Annotated in this window: 15 protein-coding genes; 3 read left to right on the top strand and 12 right to left on the bottom strand. The window is 74.4% G+C overall.

Features of this window, described 5'->3' with window-relative positions; all coding sequences use genetic code 11:
* Window positions 1-24: 24 nt before the first annotated feature.
* From ABD879_RS12575 to ABD879_RS12600, 6 genes are read right to left on the bottom strand one after another with little or no spacing between them, the layout of a single operon-like run.
* Window positions 25-1,092 carry a hypothetical protein gene (locus tag ABD879_RS12575; RefSeq protein WP_345020816.1) on the bottom strand — a complete coding sequence of 356 codons (1,068 nt, stop codon included), beginning with the start codon at window positions 1,090-1,092 and terminating at the stop codon, window positions 25-27.
* A complete protein-coding gene (locus ABD879_RS12580) occupies window positions 1,080-1,754 on the bottom strand; it encodes a 4'-phosphopantetheinyl transferase family protein (RefSeq protein ID WP_345020818.1) in 675 nt (224 codons plus the stop codon). The genes ABD879_RS12575 and ABD879_RS12580 overlap by 13 nt, the downstream gene beginning before the upstream one ends.
* Complete coding sequence (locus tag ABD879_RS12585) at window positions 1,751-2,782, bottom strand: LLM class flavin-dependent oxidoreductase (RefSeq protein ID WP_345020820.1); 1,032 nt, start codon at window positions 2,780-2,782, stop codon at window positions 1,751-1,753. Before ABD879_RS12585 ends, ABD879_RS12580 begins: the two co-directional genes overlap by 4 nt.
* 5 nt (window positions 2,783-2,787) lie before the next feature.
* Window positions 2,788-3,975, bottom strand: a complete 1,188-nt coding sequence (locus tag ABD879_RS12590; protein ID WP_345020823.1) for an acyl-CoA dehydrogenase family protein — start codon at window positions 3,973-3,975, stop codon at window positions 2,788-2,790.
* Entirely contained in the window at window positions 3,972-4,277 is a 306-nt protein-coding gene (locus ABD879_RS12595; RefSeq protein ID WP_345020825.1) for an acyl carrier protein, read from the bottom strand. The genes ABD879_RS12590 and ABD879_RS12595 overlap by 4 nt, the downstream gene beginning before the upstream one ends.
* Entirely contained in the window at window positions 4,274-5,650 is a 1,377-nt protein-coding gene (locus ABD879_RS12600) for a type III PLP-dependent enzyme domain-containing protein (protein ID WP_345020828.1), read from the bottom strand. Before ABD879_RS12600 ends, ABD879_RS12595 begins: the two co-directional genes overlap by 4 nt.
* 52 nt (window positions 5,651-5,702) lie before the next feature.
* On the opposite strand from ABD879_RS12600, the gene ABD879_RS12605 reads away from it, so the two are divergent.
* Window positions 5,703-6,656, top strand: coding sequence for a LysR family transcriptional regulator (locus ABD879_RS12605; RefSeq protein ID WP_345020830.1), 954 nt, complete (start codon window positions 5,703-5,705; stop codon window positions 6,654-6,656).
* 123 nt (window positions 6,657-6,779) lie between these two features.
* Here the strand turns inward: ABD879_RS12605 and ABD879_RS12610 are convergent, their stop codons facing one another.
* Entirely contained in the window at window positions 6,780-6,974 is a 195-nt protein-coding gene (locus ABD879_RS12610) for a hypothetical protein (RefSeq protein ID WP_345020833.1), read from the bottom strand.
* A 461-nt stretch (window positions 6,975-7,435) separates the two neighbouring features.
* On the opposite strand from ABD879_RS12610, the gene ABD879_RS12615 reads away from it, so the two are divergent.
* On the top strand, window positions 7,436-7,876 hold the full coding sequence (locus tag ABD879_RS12615; protein ID WP_345020835.1) for a Fur family transcriptional regulator: 441 nt from the start codon (window positions 7,436-7,438) through the stop codon (window positions 7,874-7,876).
* Between the two features lie 120 nt (window positions 7,877-7,996).
* Here the strand turns inward: ABD879_RS12615 and katG are convergent, their stop codons facing one another.
* From katG to ABD879_RS12640, 5 genes are all read right to left on the bottom strand, one after another.
* The gene (gene katG / locus ABD879_RS12620) at window positions 7,997-10,231 is read right to left on the bottom strand and encodes a catalase/peroxidase HPI (RefSeq protein WP_345020837.1); all 2,235 of its coding nucleotides are present in this window, start codon (window positions 10,229-10,231) and stop codon (window positions 7,997-7,999) included.
* A 34-nt stretch (window positions 10,232-10,265) separates the two neighbouring features.
* On the bottom strand, window positions 10,266-10,670 hold the full coding sequence (locus ABD879_RS12625) for a Fur family transcriptional regulator (protein ID WP_345020912.1): 405 nt from the start codon (window positions 10,668-10,670) through the stop codon (window positions 10,266-10,268).
* Between the two features lie 577 nt (window positions 10,671-11,247).
* A complete protein-coding gene (locus ABD879_RS12630; protein ID WP_345020839.1) occupies window positions 11,248-13,284 on the bottom strand; it encodes a hypothetical protein in 2,037 nt (678 codons plus the stop codon).
* Between the two features lie 32 nt (window positions 13,285-13,316).
* Window positions 13,317-13,574: a hypothetical protein gene (locus ABD879_RS12635; RefSeq protein ID WP_345020841.1), complete on the bottom strand. Its 258-nt coding sequence runs from the start codon at window positions 13,572-13,574 to the stop codon at window positions 13,317-13,319.
* 4 nt (window positions 13,575-13,578) lie between these two features.
* Entirely contained in the window at window positions 13,579-14,796 is a 1,218-nt protein-coding gene (locus ABD879_RS12640) for a serine/threonine-protein kinase (protein WP_345020844.1), read from the bottom strand.
* Between the two features lie 742 nt (window positions 14,797-15,538).
* On the opposite strand from ABD879_RS12640, the gene ABD879_RS12645 reads away from it, so the two are divergent.
* A complete protein-coding gene (locus ABD879_RS12645; protein WP_345020846.1) occupies window positions 15,539-17,176 on the top strand; it encodes a class I adenylate-forming enzyme family protein in 1,638 nt (545 codons plus the stop codon).
* The last annotated feature ends 63 nt before the right edge of the window (window positions 17,177-17,239 follow it).

Below are 17,239 nucleotides of genomic sequence, written 5' to 3' on the forward strand. Positions count from 1 at the left end.
ATCAGGACCAGACCCCGCGGGCGGCTAGAGGACGTCGCCGAGGCGGGTGCGGAAGTCGTCTTCCAGGTCGGCGACGGCGTTCAGCGCGGTCAGCGCGTCCGGGCGGGGGCGGCCCCCGGTGGCGACGCGCCGCGCGTTGTAGTGCAGCGCGCGCACCAGCAGGGTCCACGCGGGGACGAGCGTGGCGCCCACCCAGTCGCTCAGCTCCTCCAGCGCGCCGACGCCCCGCCCGGGGAGGCGGGCGTGGCGAAGCGACGCCGCGACCATCTTCCGGTTGCGGGCGGCGACCCAGAAGTCGTTGTTGTGCCGGTAGGTCGCCGGGTCGGCCAGGCCCCTGCCCAGCCACTCCCGCAGCACGTCGAAGGCCGCCCGCCCGCACGCCCAGCCGTGCGCCGCCACCTCGGGGTCGGCGATCCGCGCGGTCGCGCTGCGGGCGAGCATGACGGCGGCGAACCCGGCGGCCTCGGGGACCCGGCGTCCGGTGAGCTCCAGCCACTGCCACGGCCGCCGCGGCGACCACGGCGGCCGGTCCCGGCGGTCGCCGAGCGCCCAGCGTTCACGGCTGGCCTGCTCGGGGCTCGGCGGCGGGGGAGACCACGCGTACGCGCCGATCTCGGCGGCGGGCACGCTGCCGACGAACCCCGGGTGCAGCCCGGCGTCGTCGGTCCACAGGAACCGGTCGTCGACCTCCACCATGCCCGGCGCCCCCGGCCTGACCAGGAACCAGTGCGGCGCGGGCTCGGCGCCGCCGGTCTCGATCCAGGGCAGGTGCGTGGTGCGGCCGGTGACGATCGCCGCGCCCGTCTCGCACGCGTGGCGGACGATCCCCTCCGCCGCCTCCTCGGGCGCGGCGGCGCCCCGGCGCCGCAGGTCCACGCGGTACAGCTCGCCGTCGCCGGTGAGCGGCGTGTGGTAGTGGAGGAACTCCATCAGCGTTCCCGAGCGCCGGACGCCGAGGAACAGCTGCGTCCCGAACACCAGGACGTCGGGCACGCCGATCGCGCGCAGCAGGCCCGCCGTCGCGGTGCTGTAGCACGACAGCAGGTCGCCGCGCACCTCCCCGGTGCCGGCGGGCCGCGTCATCTCGTGCATCGGACCTCCTGGACCGGCATGCCGGAATCGGCGTGGACGATGACGACCGGGCGGACCAGCCAGTCCCGCCCGCGCCCGCCCGCGAAGGCCAGCGCCGCCGCGTAGCCGTCCGGGACGGGCAGCTCCCGCCAGGCCACCCCGTCCAGGTGCCCGCAGGCCGCATCCGCCACCGCGCCGGGCGACCGGAAGCCCGCCAGGCCCCGCCCGGTGGCCTTGCAGCGCGCCTCCCGCACCGCCCACACCCGCGTGAACTCGCGGCACGCCCCGGCGGGCGGCAGCGCGTCGATCCGCCGCCGCTCCCGGGGATGCAGCCAGCGCCGGGCGATGCGCTCCCAGCCGGGCCCGGGCGCCTCCTGGACGTCCAGCCCGAGCCGGCCGCCGACGCCGACCGCGACGCCGACGAGCCCGCCGCTGTGGGAGATGTTGAAGTCCACCTCCCAGCGGCGCCCGTCCGGATGGGCCAGGTACGGGCGGCCGGAAGGTTCGCGCCGCACCAGGCGGGGAGCGCGCAGCCCGAGCCGTTCCACCGCCGCCCGCAGGACCGGCGGCAGCGGCCCGTCCCCGCCGTCGGCGCCGGACGGGCGCAGCAGCACCACCGCCGCCACGTCGGGCAGCGGCACCGCCCGCGGCCGCGGGCGCCCGGGACCGGCCGTCGCCGTCACGTCTCCAGCACCCTCGCGACGTGCTCGTACTCGGCCGGTTCGTACGGCAGGTCGAGCACGACGGTGCGCACGCCCAGCTCCCGGTAGGCGTCCAGCGCCGCCGCCACCGTCTTGTAGGACCCGACGAGCTTCGGGCAGTCGATGCCGATGCGGCCCGCCCCGTACCACAGGCACTCGTCGTGCAGGTCGCCGGCCTCGGCGAGGTCGATGGTGGCGCGGTGCTGGGAGGAGGTGACCTGCCGGGTGAACAGGCGGCGGGTCAGCGCGTCGCGGCGGGTGGCGGCGTAGCGCCGGTGCGCGACGTCCCACGCCCGCTCGTCGGTGTCGCGGGCGACCACGCCGACGATCATGGCGAGCCCGCCCGCCAGGCCCTCCGCCGCCAGCCGCTCGTGCTCGGCGGCGATGTCCGCGCGGGGCTTGGCCATCACCAGGGCCCGGTCCAGCCGCGGCAGCACGGCCGCGATCTCGGGAGAGCGCGACCCGGGCGCCAGCACGCGCGGCGCCAGCGCGGGGTCGGGCGGCGGCTCGGGCGGCGCCGACCGCAGGGCGTAGCACGGGCCGGAGTGCGGCTCGCCGCGCAGCACGGCCCGCAGCGCGTCGATGAAGTCGGCCATCCGCTCGTACTTGCCGCCCGGGGCCGGGTCCAGGCCGAGGGCTTGCAGCTCCGCCGCCTTCGCGCCCGCGACGACGTTCAGGTTGACGCGCCGCCCGTACAGATGGCAGAGCCCCGCGACGGCCCGCGCCGCGGTCGCGGGGTGCGTCAGCGCGGGGTTGACCGCCACGACCGGCTCCAGCGTCGTGCTCGCGGCCAGCACGAGCTGCCCCGCCAGCCACGGGTCCAGCGACTGCCAGAAGTCGTAGATGAGCATGGCCGACGCGCCGAGCCGCTCGGCCGCCGCGCAGTGCTCGGCCACCGTCTCCCGGTACGCCGCGCCGGAGCCGCCGCCCGCCGCGGAGCCGCGCGCCCCCGCGCCGAACACGTCGGCGTGGCCGGGGCAGACCGTGAACGTCTCCATCCTGGCGTCCACCGCCCTCACCACTCGTCCCGGGCGAGCGGGCCCGACGCGGCGAACGAGGAGGCGGCGGTGTCCAGCAGGCCGAGCCTGCCGTTGGCGCGCAGCAGCCGCCGGTTGCCGTACATCAGGCTCGCCGACCGCAGGTCCCGGAAGATCCGTTCGAGCACCAGGCCGTCGCCCTGCCGGTAGCCGAGGCCGAGCCCGGCGACCTCCAGCAGCCCGTCGACCGCCGCGAAGCAGTGTTCGGACGCCACGACCTTCACGTTGTTGACCATGATCTGGAAGGCGGGGCGGTCGCGTCCGGCGCCGGTGCGCGCCTCGTACTCGCGCAGCCCCGCGGCCACCATCGCCTCGGCGACGTCCAGGTCGCGGCGGGCCCGCGCGATGCGGTCGAGCGTGTCGTCGTCGCGGCGGATCGCCGGGCCGCCGCCCGCGGGACGGCGCACGTGGCCGACGACGTGCCGCAGCGCGGCGCGGGCCGCGCCCGTCCACGCCGCCGCCCAGCCCAGATGCCCGAGCGGCGCCATCGTCCGCGCCGCCACCCGGGCGAAGCCGCCGGGCGGCTCGATGACGTGGTCGCGGGGCACCTCGACGTCCACGGTCATCGACACGTTGCAGGTGCCGCGCATCCCCAGCATCCGCAGCGGCGCGATCACCTTGGGGTCGGACAGCTCGCGCGGGCAGTGCACCAGCACCACGTCGTCGGCCGGGCCGTCCTCGGCGCGGCGCATCGTCACCAGGAACGCGCCCGCCTGCGCCCCGCCCGACACCACCGGGGCGTCGCGGTGGAACCGGACGACGCCGTCCCGGTCGTCGATCGCGGCCAGCGCGGTCAGCATGTGGCCGCCCTTGCCCGCCTCGGTGGTGATGGACGCCAGCAGCGTCTGCTCGGCGGCGACGGACCGCAGCACCCGCGACCGCAGCGGCTCGGGCGCGTACTCGTCCAGCACCGCCACCTGCTGGCAGTGCATGACCCACAGCACCGCCACGCCCAGGCACCGCCCGCCCAGCTCCGCCGCGGCGTGCAGGAAGGCGGCGGTGTCCGCGCCCGCGCCGCCGCAGTCGGCGGGCACCGTGTAGCCGAGCAGCCCGTGGTCGCGCAGCACCCCGATGCCGCGGCCGTCGGGATCGCCGGTGGCGTCGATGACCTCGGCCAGATCGGCGAGCCGCGCGGTCGCCCCGGCCAGGTCGGGGCGGGCGGTCACGGCTCGGCCCGCTCGGGCAGGTGCCCGGGCGCCTGCCCGGGCACTCCGGACGCCTGCCGGGAGATCTGCTCGGACACGACCGCCCAGATGCTGTCGGCGGTCGCGAACACCTCGTCGGTGAACGCCGAGTCGGGGAAGACGAACCCGAACGCGTCCTCCAGGTCCATCACCAGGTCGACGGCCCGCATCGAGTTGAGCCCGAGCGACCGCAGGTTCGCGGTCGGGCTGATCTGCGCGGTGTCCTGGACCGCGCCCAGGTGGCCGAGCAGTACGCGCAGGAATTCCTCGCGCCGGTCTGTCATCGCGTTTCCGCCCTTTCACCAGTGGCCCTCTCGCCGGCGGCCTGTTCGCCCGTGACCTGTTCGCCCGCGGCCTGTTCGCCCGCGGCCTGTTCGCCCGTGAAATCGCCGTTCACGCCGTGCGGCGCCGCCGGCAGCGGCCGGTACGCCGTCTCCAGCCGCAGCGCCGCCCGGACCCCGTCGGCGTCGACGGCCACCTCGGCGGGCGCGTCCCGGCCGAGGAAGGCCACCAGCGCCGCCGTCAGCCCGTACGCGCCCACGTTCGGGACGGCCAGCAGCCCGCCGGGGGCGGCGCCGGGGAGCCGGGCACGCTGGTTGAGCAGGTCCAGCGCCGTGCACAGCGGTCCGGCCAGCACCGCCTCGCCGCCGCGGTCCAGGCCGCCTGGGGCCGGCACGGCCGACGGCAGCGGCAGCGGTTCGGCCATGATCGGCGGGACGCGGCGCAGCCCCTGCATGCCGCCCAGCACGTTGACACCGCCGTCGGCGATCACGAAGCGGGTGTCCCTGCTGCGTTTGACGTCCTGCACGCCCAGCACGAGCGTGCCGCATCCACCGGCCAGGTAGCGGCCGGACTCGAACGCCGCGACCGGCCCGCCCGAACCCGCCCCGGGAAGCCGCGCCAGCAGCCCGGCGAGCCGCCCGGCCAGGCCCGGCCACGCCGGACGGGTGCCGGGCCGCGCGTACGGGTGGCCGAAGCCGCCGCCCAAGTCGACGATCTCCACGCGCAGCCGCAGCGCCTCCTGCGCCTGCCGGACCGCGTCCACCGCCAGCTCGAACCAGTCCATGAGCCGGTCGGTGTCGTCGACGTTCGTCCCGACGTAGACGTGGTAGCCGACCAGCTCGACCCCGTCCGCCCCGAACAGCTCGGGCCGGTCGCACACCCACGCGACGTCCGCCCCGAACTGCGACGGCGCGCCGCCCATCGCCAGGCCCGCGCCCCGCGGGTACGCCGACGGGTTCAGCCGGAGGATCGCCTTGGCCCGCGCCCCCGCCCGCCGCGCGCACAGCCCCAGGCGGGCCAGGTCGGTGGGGGAGTCGACGGAGAACAGCCGCACCCCGCGCGCCAGGGCGTGCGCGAGTTCCGCTTCGGTCTTGGCCGGGCCGGTGTACAGGCACGAACGGGCGTCCGCTCCCGCCGCCAGCGCCGTGTCCAGTTCGCCGCGGGAGCAGACCTCGGCCCGCGCCCCGGCGTCGAGCAGCGCGCCCACCAGCGGCGGGAACGGGTTGGCCTTGAGCGAGTAGAACAGGCGGCTGCCCGAGGGGAGCGAACCGGCCAGCTCGGCGTGCGCCGCCCGCGCCACGTCGAGGTCGTAGACGTACAGCGGGGTGCCGTACGCGGCGGCCAGCCTCCGCAGTGTCCGCGCCGGGACGTTCACGCCGGCCTCCCCGCGGTCCGACAGCGAAGGCTTGTCAGGCCAGGTGAGAGACATGGATCTGGATCTAGCCCACGTTCGGGCCTTCGTCACCGCCGCCGATCGCCTGCATTTCGGCCGGGCCGCAAAGGAGCTTTCTCTTTCGCAGCAGGCGCTGTCCGCGCGGATCTCGCGGCTGGAGGGCGGTCTCGGCGTGAAACTGTTCGTCCGCGATCCCCGCGGGGTCCGTCTCACCACCGCCGGACGGCATTTCCTGGACCCGGCGCGGCGGCTGCTGCTCGCCGGCGACCAGGCGGTCGCCTTCGCCCGGTCCAGCGTTGGGGCGCTGCGCATGAGCGTCTGGGGCAGCCTGCTGTTCCCCTCGCCGACCATCCGCGCCCTCGCCGGGGGCGAGGCGGGGCCGCGGCTGGAGGTCGGCGTCTGCCGCGACCTGCCGGACGCGGTCGCCGCCCTGCGCGACCACACGATCGACGTCGCGCTGGGCCGGGTGTCGCGCGGGGCCGACACCTCGTCCCTGGCGCGCCGCCTCATCCGGCTCGACGCCATGGCGGTGATCGTCAACACCGAGCATCCGCTGGCCGGGCACGCCCGGCTGACCCCGCGGGACCTGCGCGGCACCCCGCTGTGGCTCCCGGCCCCCCTCGAATCGCTCGACTTCCTGCGCCAGTTCGTCGAGAGCTTCGGGTTGGAGGGACGGTTCGGGGGCGTCGACCTCGGCCCGTACCACATCCCCTGGCTGCTGCGGGAGGAGCCGCACCAGGCCGCGGTCGTCCCGGCGCACCTGGAGTCGTTCGGCGAACCGCACCTGCGGCTGATCCCGCTCGTCGACCCGACGCCGCTGTACGGGTCGTCCCTGCTGTGGAGCCCGGCGCAGCGCCGTCCCGAGCTCGACGGCCTGCTCCGCAGGGTCGACGCCGCGATCCGCCAGCGCGCCTGGCTCCACTACGACAAGCGGCGGCACTGGCTCCCGCAGACCGAGCAGGCCGACGTCGAGGCCCTCTCCCTCTGAGTCCGCGCTGGGGCGCGGCCACCCCGCCCGCCCTGCCCTCGGTCCGGTCGCAAGCCGCGCCGGTGCTCCCCGGTCGGAGGCGCGGGGGACGCTTTCGGCGGGTTCGTCCCCCGCGCCGTCCGGTCAGCAGATGTCCGGCGAGCCCGGGCTCAGGATCGGAAGGTTCACCGAGATCAGATCGCTGAGCACCTTGTTGCACCTGATGCCGCCGTCCCCGCCGTGCCCCGAGGCGACCGCCGCCGTGGCCGTGCCCACCGGCCCGGCCACGGTCATCGCCGTCATCGCCGCCGTCAGGACGATCCGAGCGCACCGTGTCATGTTCGGTCCTTTCCCTTCGTGTATCTCATCAACTTCGATGAGTAGTCACTTGATAACACAGAGTATTCGATCATGGTCGGGGTGGTCGGCTGCCGATCGGCTTGGGGGATACGCGCCCAAGCGTCAGCTCGGGAAGGTGCCGCAGATGCCGGTGTGCCTATGGGGACCGGTGTGCCGCGCTGAAGGGCGGTGGGGGAGTCGTGCTCGGCCGCGGGGGCAGGTGCGGTGCGCTTGGTGCCGCAGGGATGGAGTTGGCTACCTGTCGGGCTATAAGACTGTCTCGCTCGCGCCACAGGCGAAGACTGCGCCCCGTCACCGAGGGTGAAGGCCGGAGGGGGCTACCCTCCGTGTTCGCGCACATAGGTAGGCGTGTAGCTTACTGCAAGCACACCGTCTCTTGACTAGACTTGCATCATTCGTTGTCTCGAATCGTTCGTGTTCATGAAGGCAGGTTCGGTGCCATGACCGCATCCCAGACCCCGACCACCGCCGAGGAGCTGCGCGGTGCCGGTCTGCGGGTGACGGCCGCCCGCGTCGCGCTGCTGGAGACCGTCCGGGACGGCGACCACCTCGGCGTCGAGGCGATCGCCTCCGGGGTCCGCGAGCGCGTAGGCCACATCTCCCTTCAAGCCGTGTACGAGGCCCTGCACGCGCTCACCGCGGCGGGGCTCGTGCGCCGCATCGAACCGGCCGGCAGCCCCGCCCGCTTCGAGGGCCGGGTGGGCGACAACCACCACCACCTGGTGTGCCGCAAGTGCGGAGCGGTCAAGGACGTCGACTGCGCCGTGGGGCATCCGCCCTGCCTGGACCCGGTGGACGACGCCGGATACCTGGTCGACGAGGCCGACGTCACCTTCTGGGGGCTGTGCCCGCAGTGCCGTTCCGAGGCCGGCGACGGCTGACCCCGCGGGCGCGCCCGCACCCCGTCCTCACATCCCCGACACCGCTCGGCGTTCGCGCGAAAAGGCGAACGTCCAGGCCGGTCCGCGCGGACCGGCCTGGACGTCAGGGGCCGATGACGGCTAGCGGTGCAGGTCGAAGCGGTCCAGGTTCATCACCTTGTCCCACGCCTTGACGAAGTCGCGCACGAACTTCTCCTTGGCGTCGTCGCCGGCGTAGACCTCCGCCACCGCGCGCAGCTCCGAGTTGGAGCCGAAGACCAGGTCGACGCGGCTGCCGGTCCACTTGACCTCGCCGGTGGAGGCGTCCACGCCCTCGAACGTGTCGGAGTCCTCCGACGCCGGCCGCCACGTCGTGCCCAGGTCGAGCAGGTTCACGAAGAAGTCGTTGGTCAGCTTCCCGGGGGTGTCGGTGAAGACGCCGAGCTGCGAGCGCTTGTAGTTCGCGCCCAGCACCCGCAGGCCGCCGACCAGCACGGTCATCTCCGGCGCGCTCAGGTTCAGCAGGTTCGCCTTGTCGATCAGCAGGTACTCGGCCGGCAGCCGGTGGCCCTTGCCGAGGTAGTTGCGGAAGCCGTCCGCGGTCGGCTCCAGCGCGGCGAACGACTCCACGTCCGTCTGCTCCTGCGAGGCGTCCATCCGGCCCGGGGTGAACGGCACCTCGATGTCGAAGCCGGCGTCCTTGGCGGCCTTCTCGACCGCGGCGCACCCGCCCAGCACGACCAGGTCGGCCAGCGAGATCCTCTTGCCGCCGGTCTGGGCCGAGTTGAAGGACTCCTGGACGTCCTCCAGGGTGCCCAGCACCTTGGCCAGCTCGTCGGGCTCGTTGACCTCCCAGCTCCGCTGCGGCTCCAGGCGGATGCGGCCGCCGTTGGCGCCGCCCCGCTTGTCGCTGCCGCGGAACGACGCGGCCGCCGCCCACGCGGTGGTGACCAGCTGGGACACCGACAGGCCCGAGGCGAGGATCCGCTCCTTGAGCGCGGCGATGTCCTGCGCGTCGACCAGCTCGTGGTCCACCTCCGGGATGGGGTCCTGCCACAGCAGCGTCTCGGACGGCACCTCCGGGCCGAGGTAGCGCGTGACGGGGCCCATGTCGCGGTGGGTCAGCTTGAACCACGCCCGGGCGAAGGCGTCGGCGAACTCGTCGGGGTTCTCCTTGAAGCGCCGCGAGATCGGCTCGTAGATCGGGTCGTAGCGCAGCGCGAGGTCGGTCGTCAGCATCGTGGGGGCGTGCTTCTTCGCCGGGTCGTGGGGGTCGGGGACGGTCCCGGCGCCGCCGCCGTCCTTCGGCCGCCACTGGTAGGCCCCGGCGGGGCTCTTGAACAGCTCCCACTCGTACTTGAACAGGGTCTCGAAGAAGGTGTTGTCCCACTTTGTCGGGGTGGGCGTCCAGATGCCCTCGAGCCCGCTGGTGATCGTGTCGTTGCCCTTGCCGGTGCCGTAGCTGTTCTTCCAGCCCAGGCCCTGCTCCTCCAGCGGCGCGGCCTCGGGCTCGGGGCCGACGTGCCGGTCGGCGGGCGCCGCGCCGTGCGTCTTGCCGAAGGTGTGCCCGCCGGCGATCAGGGCGACCGTCTCCTCGTCGTTCATCGCCATGCGGCGGAACGTCTCGCGGATGTCCCGGGCCGCGGCGAGCGGGTCCGGGGTGCCGTTCGGGCCCTCCGGGTTGACGTAGATGAGGCCCATCTGCACCGCGCCCAGGGGCTTCTCCAGCTCGCGGTCACCGGAGTAGCGCTCGTCGCCGAGCCAGGTGGTCTCGGGCCCCCAGTAGACGTCGTCGTCCGGCTCCCAGGCGTCCACGCGGCCGCCGGCGAAGCCGAACGTCTTCAGACCCATCGACTCCAGCGCGACGTTGCCGGCCAGGATCAGCAGGTCGGCCCACGACAGGTTCTTGCCGTACTTCTTCTTCACCGGCCACAGCAGCCGGCGCGCCTTGTCCAGGTTGGCGTTGTCCGGCCAGCTGTTGAGGGGCGCGAAGCGCTGCTGCCCGGACCCGGCGCCGCCGCGGCCGTCGTGGATGCGGTAGGTGCCCGCGCTGTGCCACGCCATCCGGATGATGAACGGGCCGTAGTGGCCGAAGTCCGCCGGCCACCAGTCCTGCGAGGTCGTCAGCACCTCCGCGATGTCCCGCTTGACCGCGGCCAGGTCGAGGCTCTCGAACGCCTCGGCGTAGTCGAAGTCCTCGCCGAGGGGGTTGGTCGCAGGGGGGTTCTTGGCCAGGATCTTCAGGTTGAGCCGGTTGGGCCACCAGTTGCGGTTGCCGCCGCCCTGCGTGGGGTGGGGGAGGCGGTCGTGCGCTACCGGGCACCCGCCTTCGCTCTCGTTCACCTCGGAGAGGGCGGCGTCGTTGTTCTCGGCCATTCGATTCCTTCCAAAAGCTCAGCGGGGGGTGGGTTCAGGGACTCCGGTCGGCGGAGCAGTCGGGGCACAGGCCCCAGTAGATGACCTCGGCCTCGTCGATCGAGAAGCCGCGGTCGTCGGACGCCGTCAGGCACGGCGCCTCGCCGACGGCGCAGTCGACGTCGGCGATCGCCCCGCATGACCGGCACACGAGGTGGTGGTGGTTGTCGCCGGTCCGCGACTCGTACCGCGCCACGGAACCGGACGGCTGGATGCGCCGCACCAGACCCGCCGCCGTCAACGCGTGCAGCGAGTCGTAGACGGCCTGGTGGGACACCTTCGGGAGATCCCTGCGCACGGCGGCGATGATCGTGTCGGTGTCGGCGTGCGGATGCGCGTGCACCGCGCTCAGCACCGCCAACCGCGGGCGGGTCACGCGCAACGCGGCCCCGCGCAGCATCTCCCGGAAGTCGAGGGGTGCGACCACGTCCCAGAGACTGGCTCATTTTCTGGAATCAGTCAAGAACTTGTCTCAACCAAGATCGCGCTCTAGAGTGCCGCACGACAGGATCGTGCTTGCCCGGCGCGACCCCCTCCCCTGTCACCCGGCTGACCTGCCGAAACGGCGGCTCGGCCGCGCCTGCGGGCCGCCGCCCGGATTCCGGGCCCGCGGCCGGGAGTCCGGGCCGGTGTCCGCTGCGGGTGCTCCGGCAGGCGAGGGGCGGCCGCCGGGATCCGGCATCACGGTCACTGGAAGGGGACGGGTTGCCGGACTTCACCGCGCGCGCATGCCGCACGGCGGATGACACCGGGGGTCCGGCGGTGTCAGGCACCGCCGGGCGGTTCAACGCGCGTGCGGTGGAGACGGCCCGGTGACACCGCCCCGCCTCCGCGCAGCGGTGTCACCGTTCGGACGCCGCAGGCCCGGCCCGCGACGCGCCGTCCCGTCAGCAGCCGGAATGACACGAGCCGATCGCGGCCGAACCGCCGCACGCGGCGGCGTGCCGACAAGCCGGCCGGCCCCGCCGCCTTCCAGCTCAACACGCCGCCCTGCGCGGCCGGCACCACCCACGCGACGGCGCCCGACCTCGGCGCGGTGTCAGGGACGGGCGGCCGCCCCGGAGGACCGGGCGTCGCCGAACACGCGGTCGTACAGGGCCCGGGCGTGGGCGGTGGGGGAGGGCGTACCGGGGACGATCCGGAACGTGGGCGCGCCCGCGGCGTCCCGCTCGGTGGTGAGGAACACCCGGTCGGCCTCGGCGTCCGCGTGCATGCGGCGGGCCAGATCGTACAAGTGCGTCACGAACACGACGCCTACCCCCGAGTCGGTCAGCGCCCGGAGGACCCCGGCCGCCGGCTCGGACCCGCGCCGAGCGGTTCAGCAGGCTGGTGGCGCCGCCGCGGAAGGCCTTCCGGTCGTCGGCGACCGCCTCGGCGGCCGGCCGGTGCAGGGACCGGACGGCGGAGGGGTTGCGCAGGCAGTCGCCGAGCACCCGCTGCCGGTGGACGATGTCCGCCGGGTCGGTGAGCGGTGCGAGCGTGACCGCCCGTGCCGCGTGGTACCGGGTCTCGTCGCCCCGTGCCATGGCCGCCCACAGGCCGTCGAGCCGCAGGTCGGCCAGCAACTCCTCGGCGTCCACGGCCGCCCGCGTCCCCGCGCCGCCGTCGGCGGACAGCAGCCCGGGCCTCATCGGCGCACCCGTTCGACGATCCGGTCGTAGGTCAGGCAGTGCCGCTCGGCGAGGACGAGCGCGTGGGCGCGTCCGCCGGCGGGCCGCCGGACCACCTTGTACGTGCGGGTCGAGCCGCCGTCGTCGGCCACGGTCGCGACCATGCTCACCGCCGCGGGGCTCAGCCGGGACAGCTCGTCGACGAAGGTCACCCACAGGCACGGCGCGTCCAGCCGGACGATCGAGGCCAGCAGCGCCTCGCTGAGCCCGCGCGCGTCGCTCGGAGTCGTCGAACTGAAGATCTCGTTGAGGACGATGACGCTTCGCCCTGGTCGGGCCCGGAGACGTCGAAGACGCGTCTGGCGCCGTCAGCCGCAGGTCGTCGGTCACCACCCGGCCGCCCTCGGCCGCCGGCGCGAGATCGTAGACGTCCCGGGCGAGCAGCCGCTTGTCGGTGGCCGACACCGCCGGGTAGCACACCGGCAGCCCCGCCTCGCGCACCGGCTCCAGGTACGCCAGGTAGCCGAGGTAGAAGCGCAGCTCGCGGTCCAGGCGGGTGATCTCCGCGGAGACGAAGTCCCGACGGGACGCGCAGAACGCCGCCAGGTCGCCGAACAGGTCCGGGAACAGCTCGCCGACGAGGTCCAGCACGCCCGCCTCGACGGCGTCCAGGGCCGGCACGGGGGCCTCCTCCACGCGCCGTTCGGGCGGCGGCCCCTGCCGGAACCGCTCGAACACCGCCCGCACCCGTTCGGCGAAGTCGAACCGCCCGTCCGCGTCGTGCGGCGCCATGCTGATCCGGTCCTCGCGTATCAGCAGGTCGTAGCGGACCTCGGCGAGCCGGTCGCGCAGCCGCAGCGCGTCCTCGCGCAGCCCGCGCCAGGACGCGGCGTCCACGTACGCGGCGTCCACGTACGCGGTGACGTCGTCGCGCAGCGCCCGCAGACCGGACGAGGCCGCGTCGGCCGCGCCCAGGTCGTCGGCCAGGGCGTCGACCGCCGCGATGCGGTCGAGCACGATCTCCAAGAACAGGCGGTGCACCTGCGGGGGGTGCTTCCGGCGCGCCAGCGCCTCCAGCCGGGTGCGCGTCTTGGTCATCGACGCGGTGAAACGCTCGGCGACCCGGCGCACCGCCGGATCCTCCAGGTCGCGGAACACCTCCTGCCGGAAGGCGACCAGGTCCGCGTCGCGCAGCGGACGGTGGAAGTACGCGGCGACCTCCGGCAGGCCGGCCGCCTGCGCGACCGCGCTGACGACCTGGTCGAGGTTGAGGTCCCGGAAGTGGTCCGGCTCCGCGGCGCCCGGTTCGCCGGCGCGCTCGGCCGTCCCGGCCAGGATGCTGCGAATGCCCATCGCCTCCCGTTCCCGGCCCTGCACGCCGCGCAGGTCCCCCTTACCCGGCACTGCCGCGATCCGGTTCGGCCGCTTCCCGGCCCTCAACCGCGCCGCAGCAGTTCCGCCAGGATGGCGAAGATCATGACGACGAGGGCGTACGTCAGAAGGGTTATGCCGAATTCCGCCGTCATGCCGAGCGCGAGGTAGGTGGCGCCGAGCGGCAGGCACACCAGCCCGGGCAGCACCGCGCCCACGAGTGCGGGGAAGCGTGTCCGCAGGCGGACCCCGCCGGGCGTGTTCAGGATCGCGATGTAGATCATCACGATCAGGAGCAGGATCGGCAGCAGAAAGACGCCCAAGGCTCTACCCGTTCCTGTTCCTGTGTGTTCTGCGCCGCAAGGACACGAGGGCGATCACGCTGGCCGCCAGGAGGATCCCCTCGACGTTGAGCAGGCTGTCATAGTAGGACGCGTTCACCGCGTAGACAGCGACGATCACGCCGATGAGCACCTGGAGCAGCGTCCCGGCGAGGAACACGCCCATGGGCAGCGGTCGGGGCGAGCCCGGCGGCACGGTGTTCGTGCGGTCCGCGAGCCGTGCGGTGGCGGGAACGGGAGTGGCGGGCGGTTGCGCCGTTTGGGGAGGCGTCCCGAAGGGAGGCGTGGGCGGATGCGCCCCTTGGGGAGCCGTCCCGAAGGGAGGCGTGGGCGGCCCGCCCGTGGCGGCGGGCGGGCGGTCGGAGGCGGGAGGAGGCACGTGCGGCCGCGGCGCTTGCGCCTCGCCCAGCAGTTCGGCCAGCACCTGCGCCATCGTCGGCCGCCGCTCGGGCGCCTTGTCCAGGCAGGCCGCCAGCAGGTCGCGCCGGTGCGGCGGTATCGCCGACAGGTCCGGGTCGGCGTTCAGGATGCGGTTCAGCACGGCCGGGATGGCGTCGGAGCCGAACACGGGGGCGCCGGTCGCGGCGAAGGTCAGCGTGACCGCCCACGAGAACACGTCCGACGGCGGCCCCACCTCCCGCCCCGCCACCTGCTCGGGCGACATGTACGCGGGGGTGCCGACGATCCCGCTGGACAGGGTGGTGGTGGAGGCCGCCGCACGGGCGATCCCGAAGTCGATGACCCGCGGCCCGTCGGTGGCCAGCAGGACATTGGACGGTTTGAAGTCGCGGTGCACGATGCCCGCCCGGTGGATGCCGTTCAGCGCGGCGGCCGTGCCGATGGCCAGCCGCTCCAGGCTGCCGTGGTCGCGCGGCCCGGCGCGGCGGACCAGGTCGCTGAGCGACTCTCCCTCGACGTACTCGCTGACGATGTAGGGGCGGTCGTCCTCTACACCGGCCGCGAGGACCCGGGCCGTGCAGTACGGCTCGACCCGGCGCGCGATGTCGCTCTCCCGCAGGAACAGATGGCGGGCGCGGTCGTCTCCGGCCAGCCGGGCGTGCAGCATCTTGACCGCCACCCGCGTCCCCGCGGCGTCCTGCCCCAGGTAGACCGCGCCCTGTCCGCCCTCACCGAGCAGCGCGAGCAGCCGGTACGGGCCGACCGCCCGTGGATCACCCGCCCGCAACTCCACAGGTTTGACCACCCGCCGATCATAAGTAGCGCCGGGGACGGCGTCCCACCCCCTCCGCGGTAACGATTCGACCGCTCGAATCGGCCGTCCGAGCCGCGCCCATTCCGACCGGCCGAAGAAATCTTCCCACCGGCCGCGAACCGCAGTGAGACGACGCGAGATGCCCAGCCCGAGAGGGCCGCGAATTCGAGTCGTCCGCGATCGTCTCGGCGGTTTCCGGCCGCCGCGAACCGCTCTCCCCGGCGCGCTGCACTCCTGTGGTCGGAGAAGAAATCGTCTGCGGCCGCCCGAACGCGGACCGAGCGAAATCAGCCCGGCCGTCCGGCGAGCACCGAGACCTGGGCACCGGCTTCCTGTAATCGGTGCACCCCGGCATGCGCCTTGGCGGGCGACGAGCGTTCGGTGTGTGACAGTCGCCGGCGCCGACACCGCGCCCCTGATGCCGATCGGGCCACCGGGCCGCGGGCTGTCGTTCGCGCACCGGGACGTCGTCTACTCTCGCCCCGGACGGAGCGCCGCTGCGTTCACACCCGTGAACGCGAGCACCGGAGGCGGCGCACTTCGACCGCACCGCCCGCTGAGCTGATCAGCGTCCTCCCAGGCTGCGGCGCGAACGGTGCGTGCGGCCGCCGCCGGTCGTGATCTCGGCGGCAGGGGTTGACGACCACGCCCATTGTTCCTCAGAGTCATTGTTCGTGTACTGTTGGTGAGCGAACGGTGGCCGTCCGGTCGCCTGGCTCATCGGGGGGACGCTATGAGCCGTGTGACCGGGTTGCCGTCCGCCATGCCACCTGCGGCGGGCCGCTTCTACCGCCAGGGGTGGTGGCGGCGCGAGAGCTTCACCGACGATCTGCACGCCCGCGCCCGTCAGACGCCCGCCGCGGTCGCCTACGTGAACGTGCGGGTGCAGCGGGGCGCCACCGAGACGGCGGCGGTCACCTTCGCTGAGCTGGCCGACCAGGTGGAGCGGCTGGCGGCGGTGCTGTGGCGCCTGGGCGTGCGGCCCGGCGACCCGGTGGCCCTCCGGACGCCCAACCAGTGGGAGGCCGCGGCGCTGTGGCTGGCGTGCGGCCGCGTCGGGGCGGTGACCATGTCGCTGTCGCCCTGGGCGGGCGCCCGCGAGGCGGAGATCGCCTTCACCGGCGTTCCGGCCCGCCTGCTGGTCGCCGGGGACGCGTACGCGCCGGACGCCGTTGCGCCACCCGCGGGCCTCGCACCCCGCACGGTCCATCTGCGGGAGCTGCTGGACAGCGCGCGATCCGCCGAGCCGCTGCCCGCCGCGCAGCGGCCGCAGGCGCCGCCCGACGGCCCGCGGCACGTGGCGCTCACGTCGGGCACGACCGGGCGCCCCAAGGCGGTGGTGCACTCCGGCAACACCCTGTACGCATCGCTGCGGGCGGCCGCCGGCTTCCTGCCGCCCCGACCGGTCCTGACGAGCACCGCGGGGATGACCCACGCGTCGGGACTGAAATACCTGGCGTTGATGCCGCTGGTCACCGGGGGACGCGCGGTGCTGCTCGCCGCCGACGACCTCCACGGCCCCGACCGGTGGCTCGACCTCGTGGCCCGCCACGGGGTGAGCTGCCTGGTGGGTCTTCCCGCCCTCCTGGGGCGGATGGTCGCCGCCCAGCGCCGACGTGAACGCGACCTGTCCGGCCTGCGCCGCGTCGTCAGCCTCGGCGCGCCCCTCCCCGCCCCGACGGCGGCCGGCATACGCGCCCACCTGTGCACCGGCCTGGTCAACGTGTTCGGGATGACCGAAGGCGGCCCCCTCTGCGCGACCGCGCCGGACGACCCGTCCGAACCCGCCGATCCGGGCTTGGGCCGGCCCGTCGCCGGCACACAGGTCGAGATTCGCCGCGCGGACGCCTCCGGGGCGGGCGGCCTGAACGTCCGCGGCCCGAGCATGTGCCTGGGCGTCCTCGATGTGCGGTCCGGCAGCGCGACGTGGACCCCGGACCGCGACGACGGCTGGTACGACACCGGCGACCTGGTGCGCAGCGACGAGCACGGGCGGCTGCACTACCTGTCGCGCGCCTGCGACCGGGTCGGCTGGGGCCCCATGGTCCCGACGGCCGAGATCGAGAGCGTGCTGCTCGGCCACCCCGCCGTCGCCGACGTCGCCGTGATCGGGGTGCCCGACCGGCAGGGGCACGAGGCCGCCTGCGCCGTCGTCGTCCCGCGCAGCGCCCGGCCCACCCTCGACGAGCTGTGCGCGTTCCTGCGCCGGCGGCGCATGGGCGACAAGGACCTGCCCGCCCGGCTGGCCGTCGTGCCGGCGCTGCCCCGCACCGCGCTGGGAAAGATCAGCAAGGCGGAGCTCCGCCGCCAGGTCATCGACGGCGCCCTGCCGACCGAAGGCTACGACGCGCTCCGGCGCCGCCTGGAATGACCCGGCGCGCGCGGCACGACCCCCCGGATCGATCACACCCGGCCGTCCACCGGGACGGCGAGC

This window comes from Actinomadura keratinilytica (assembly GCF_039539665.1).
GTDB lineage: Bacteria > Actinomycetota > Actinomycetes > Streptosporangiales > Streptosporangiaceae > Spirillospora > Spirillospora keratinilytica.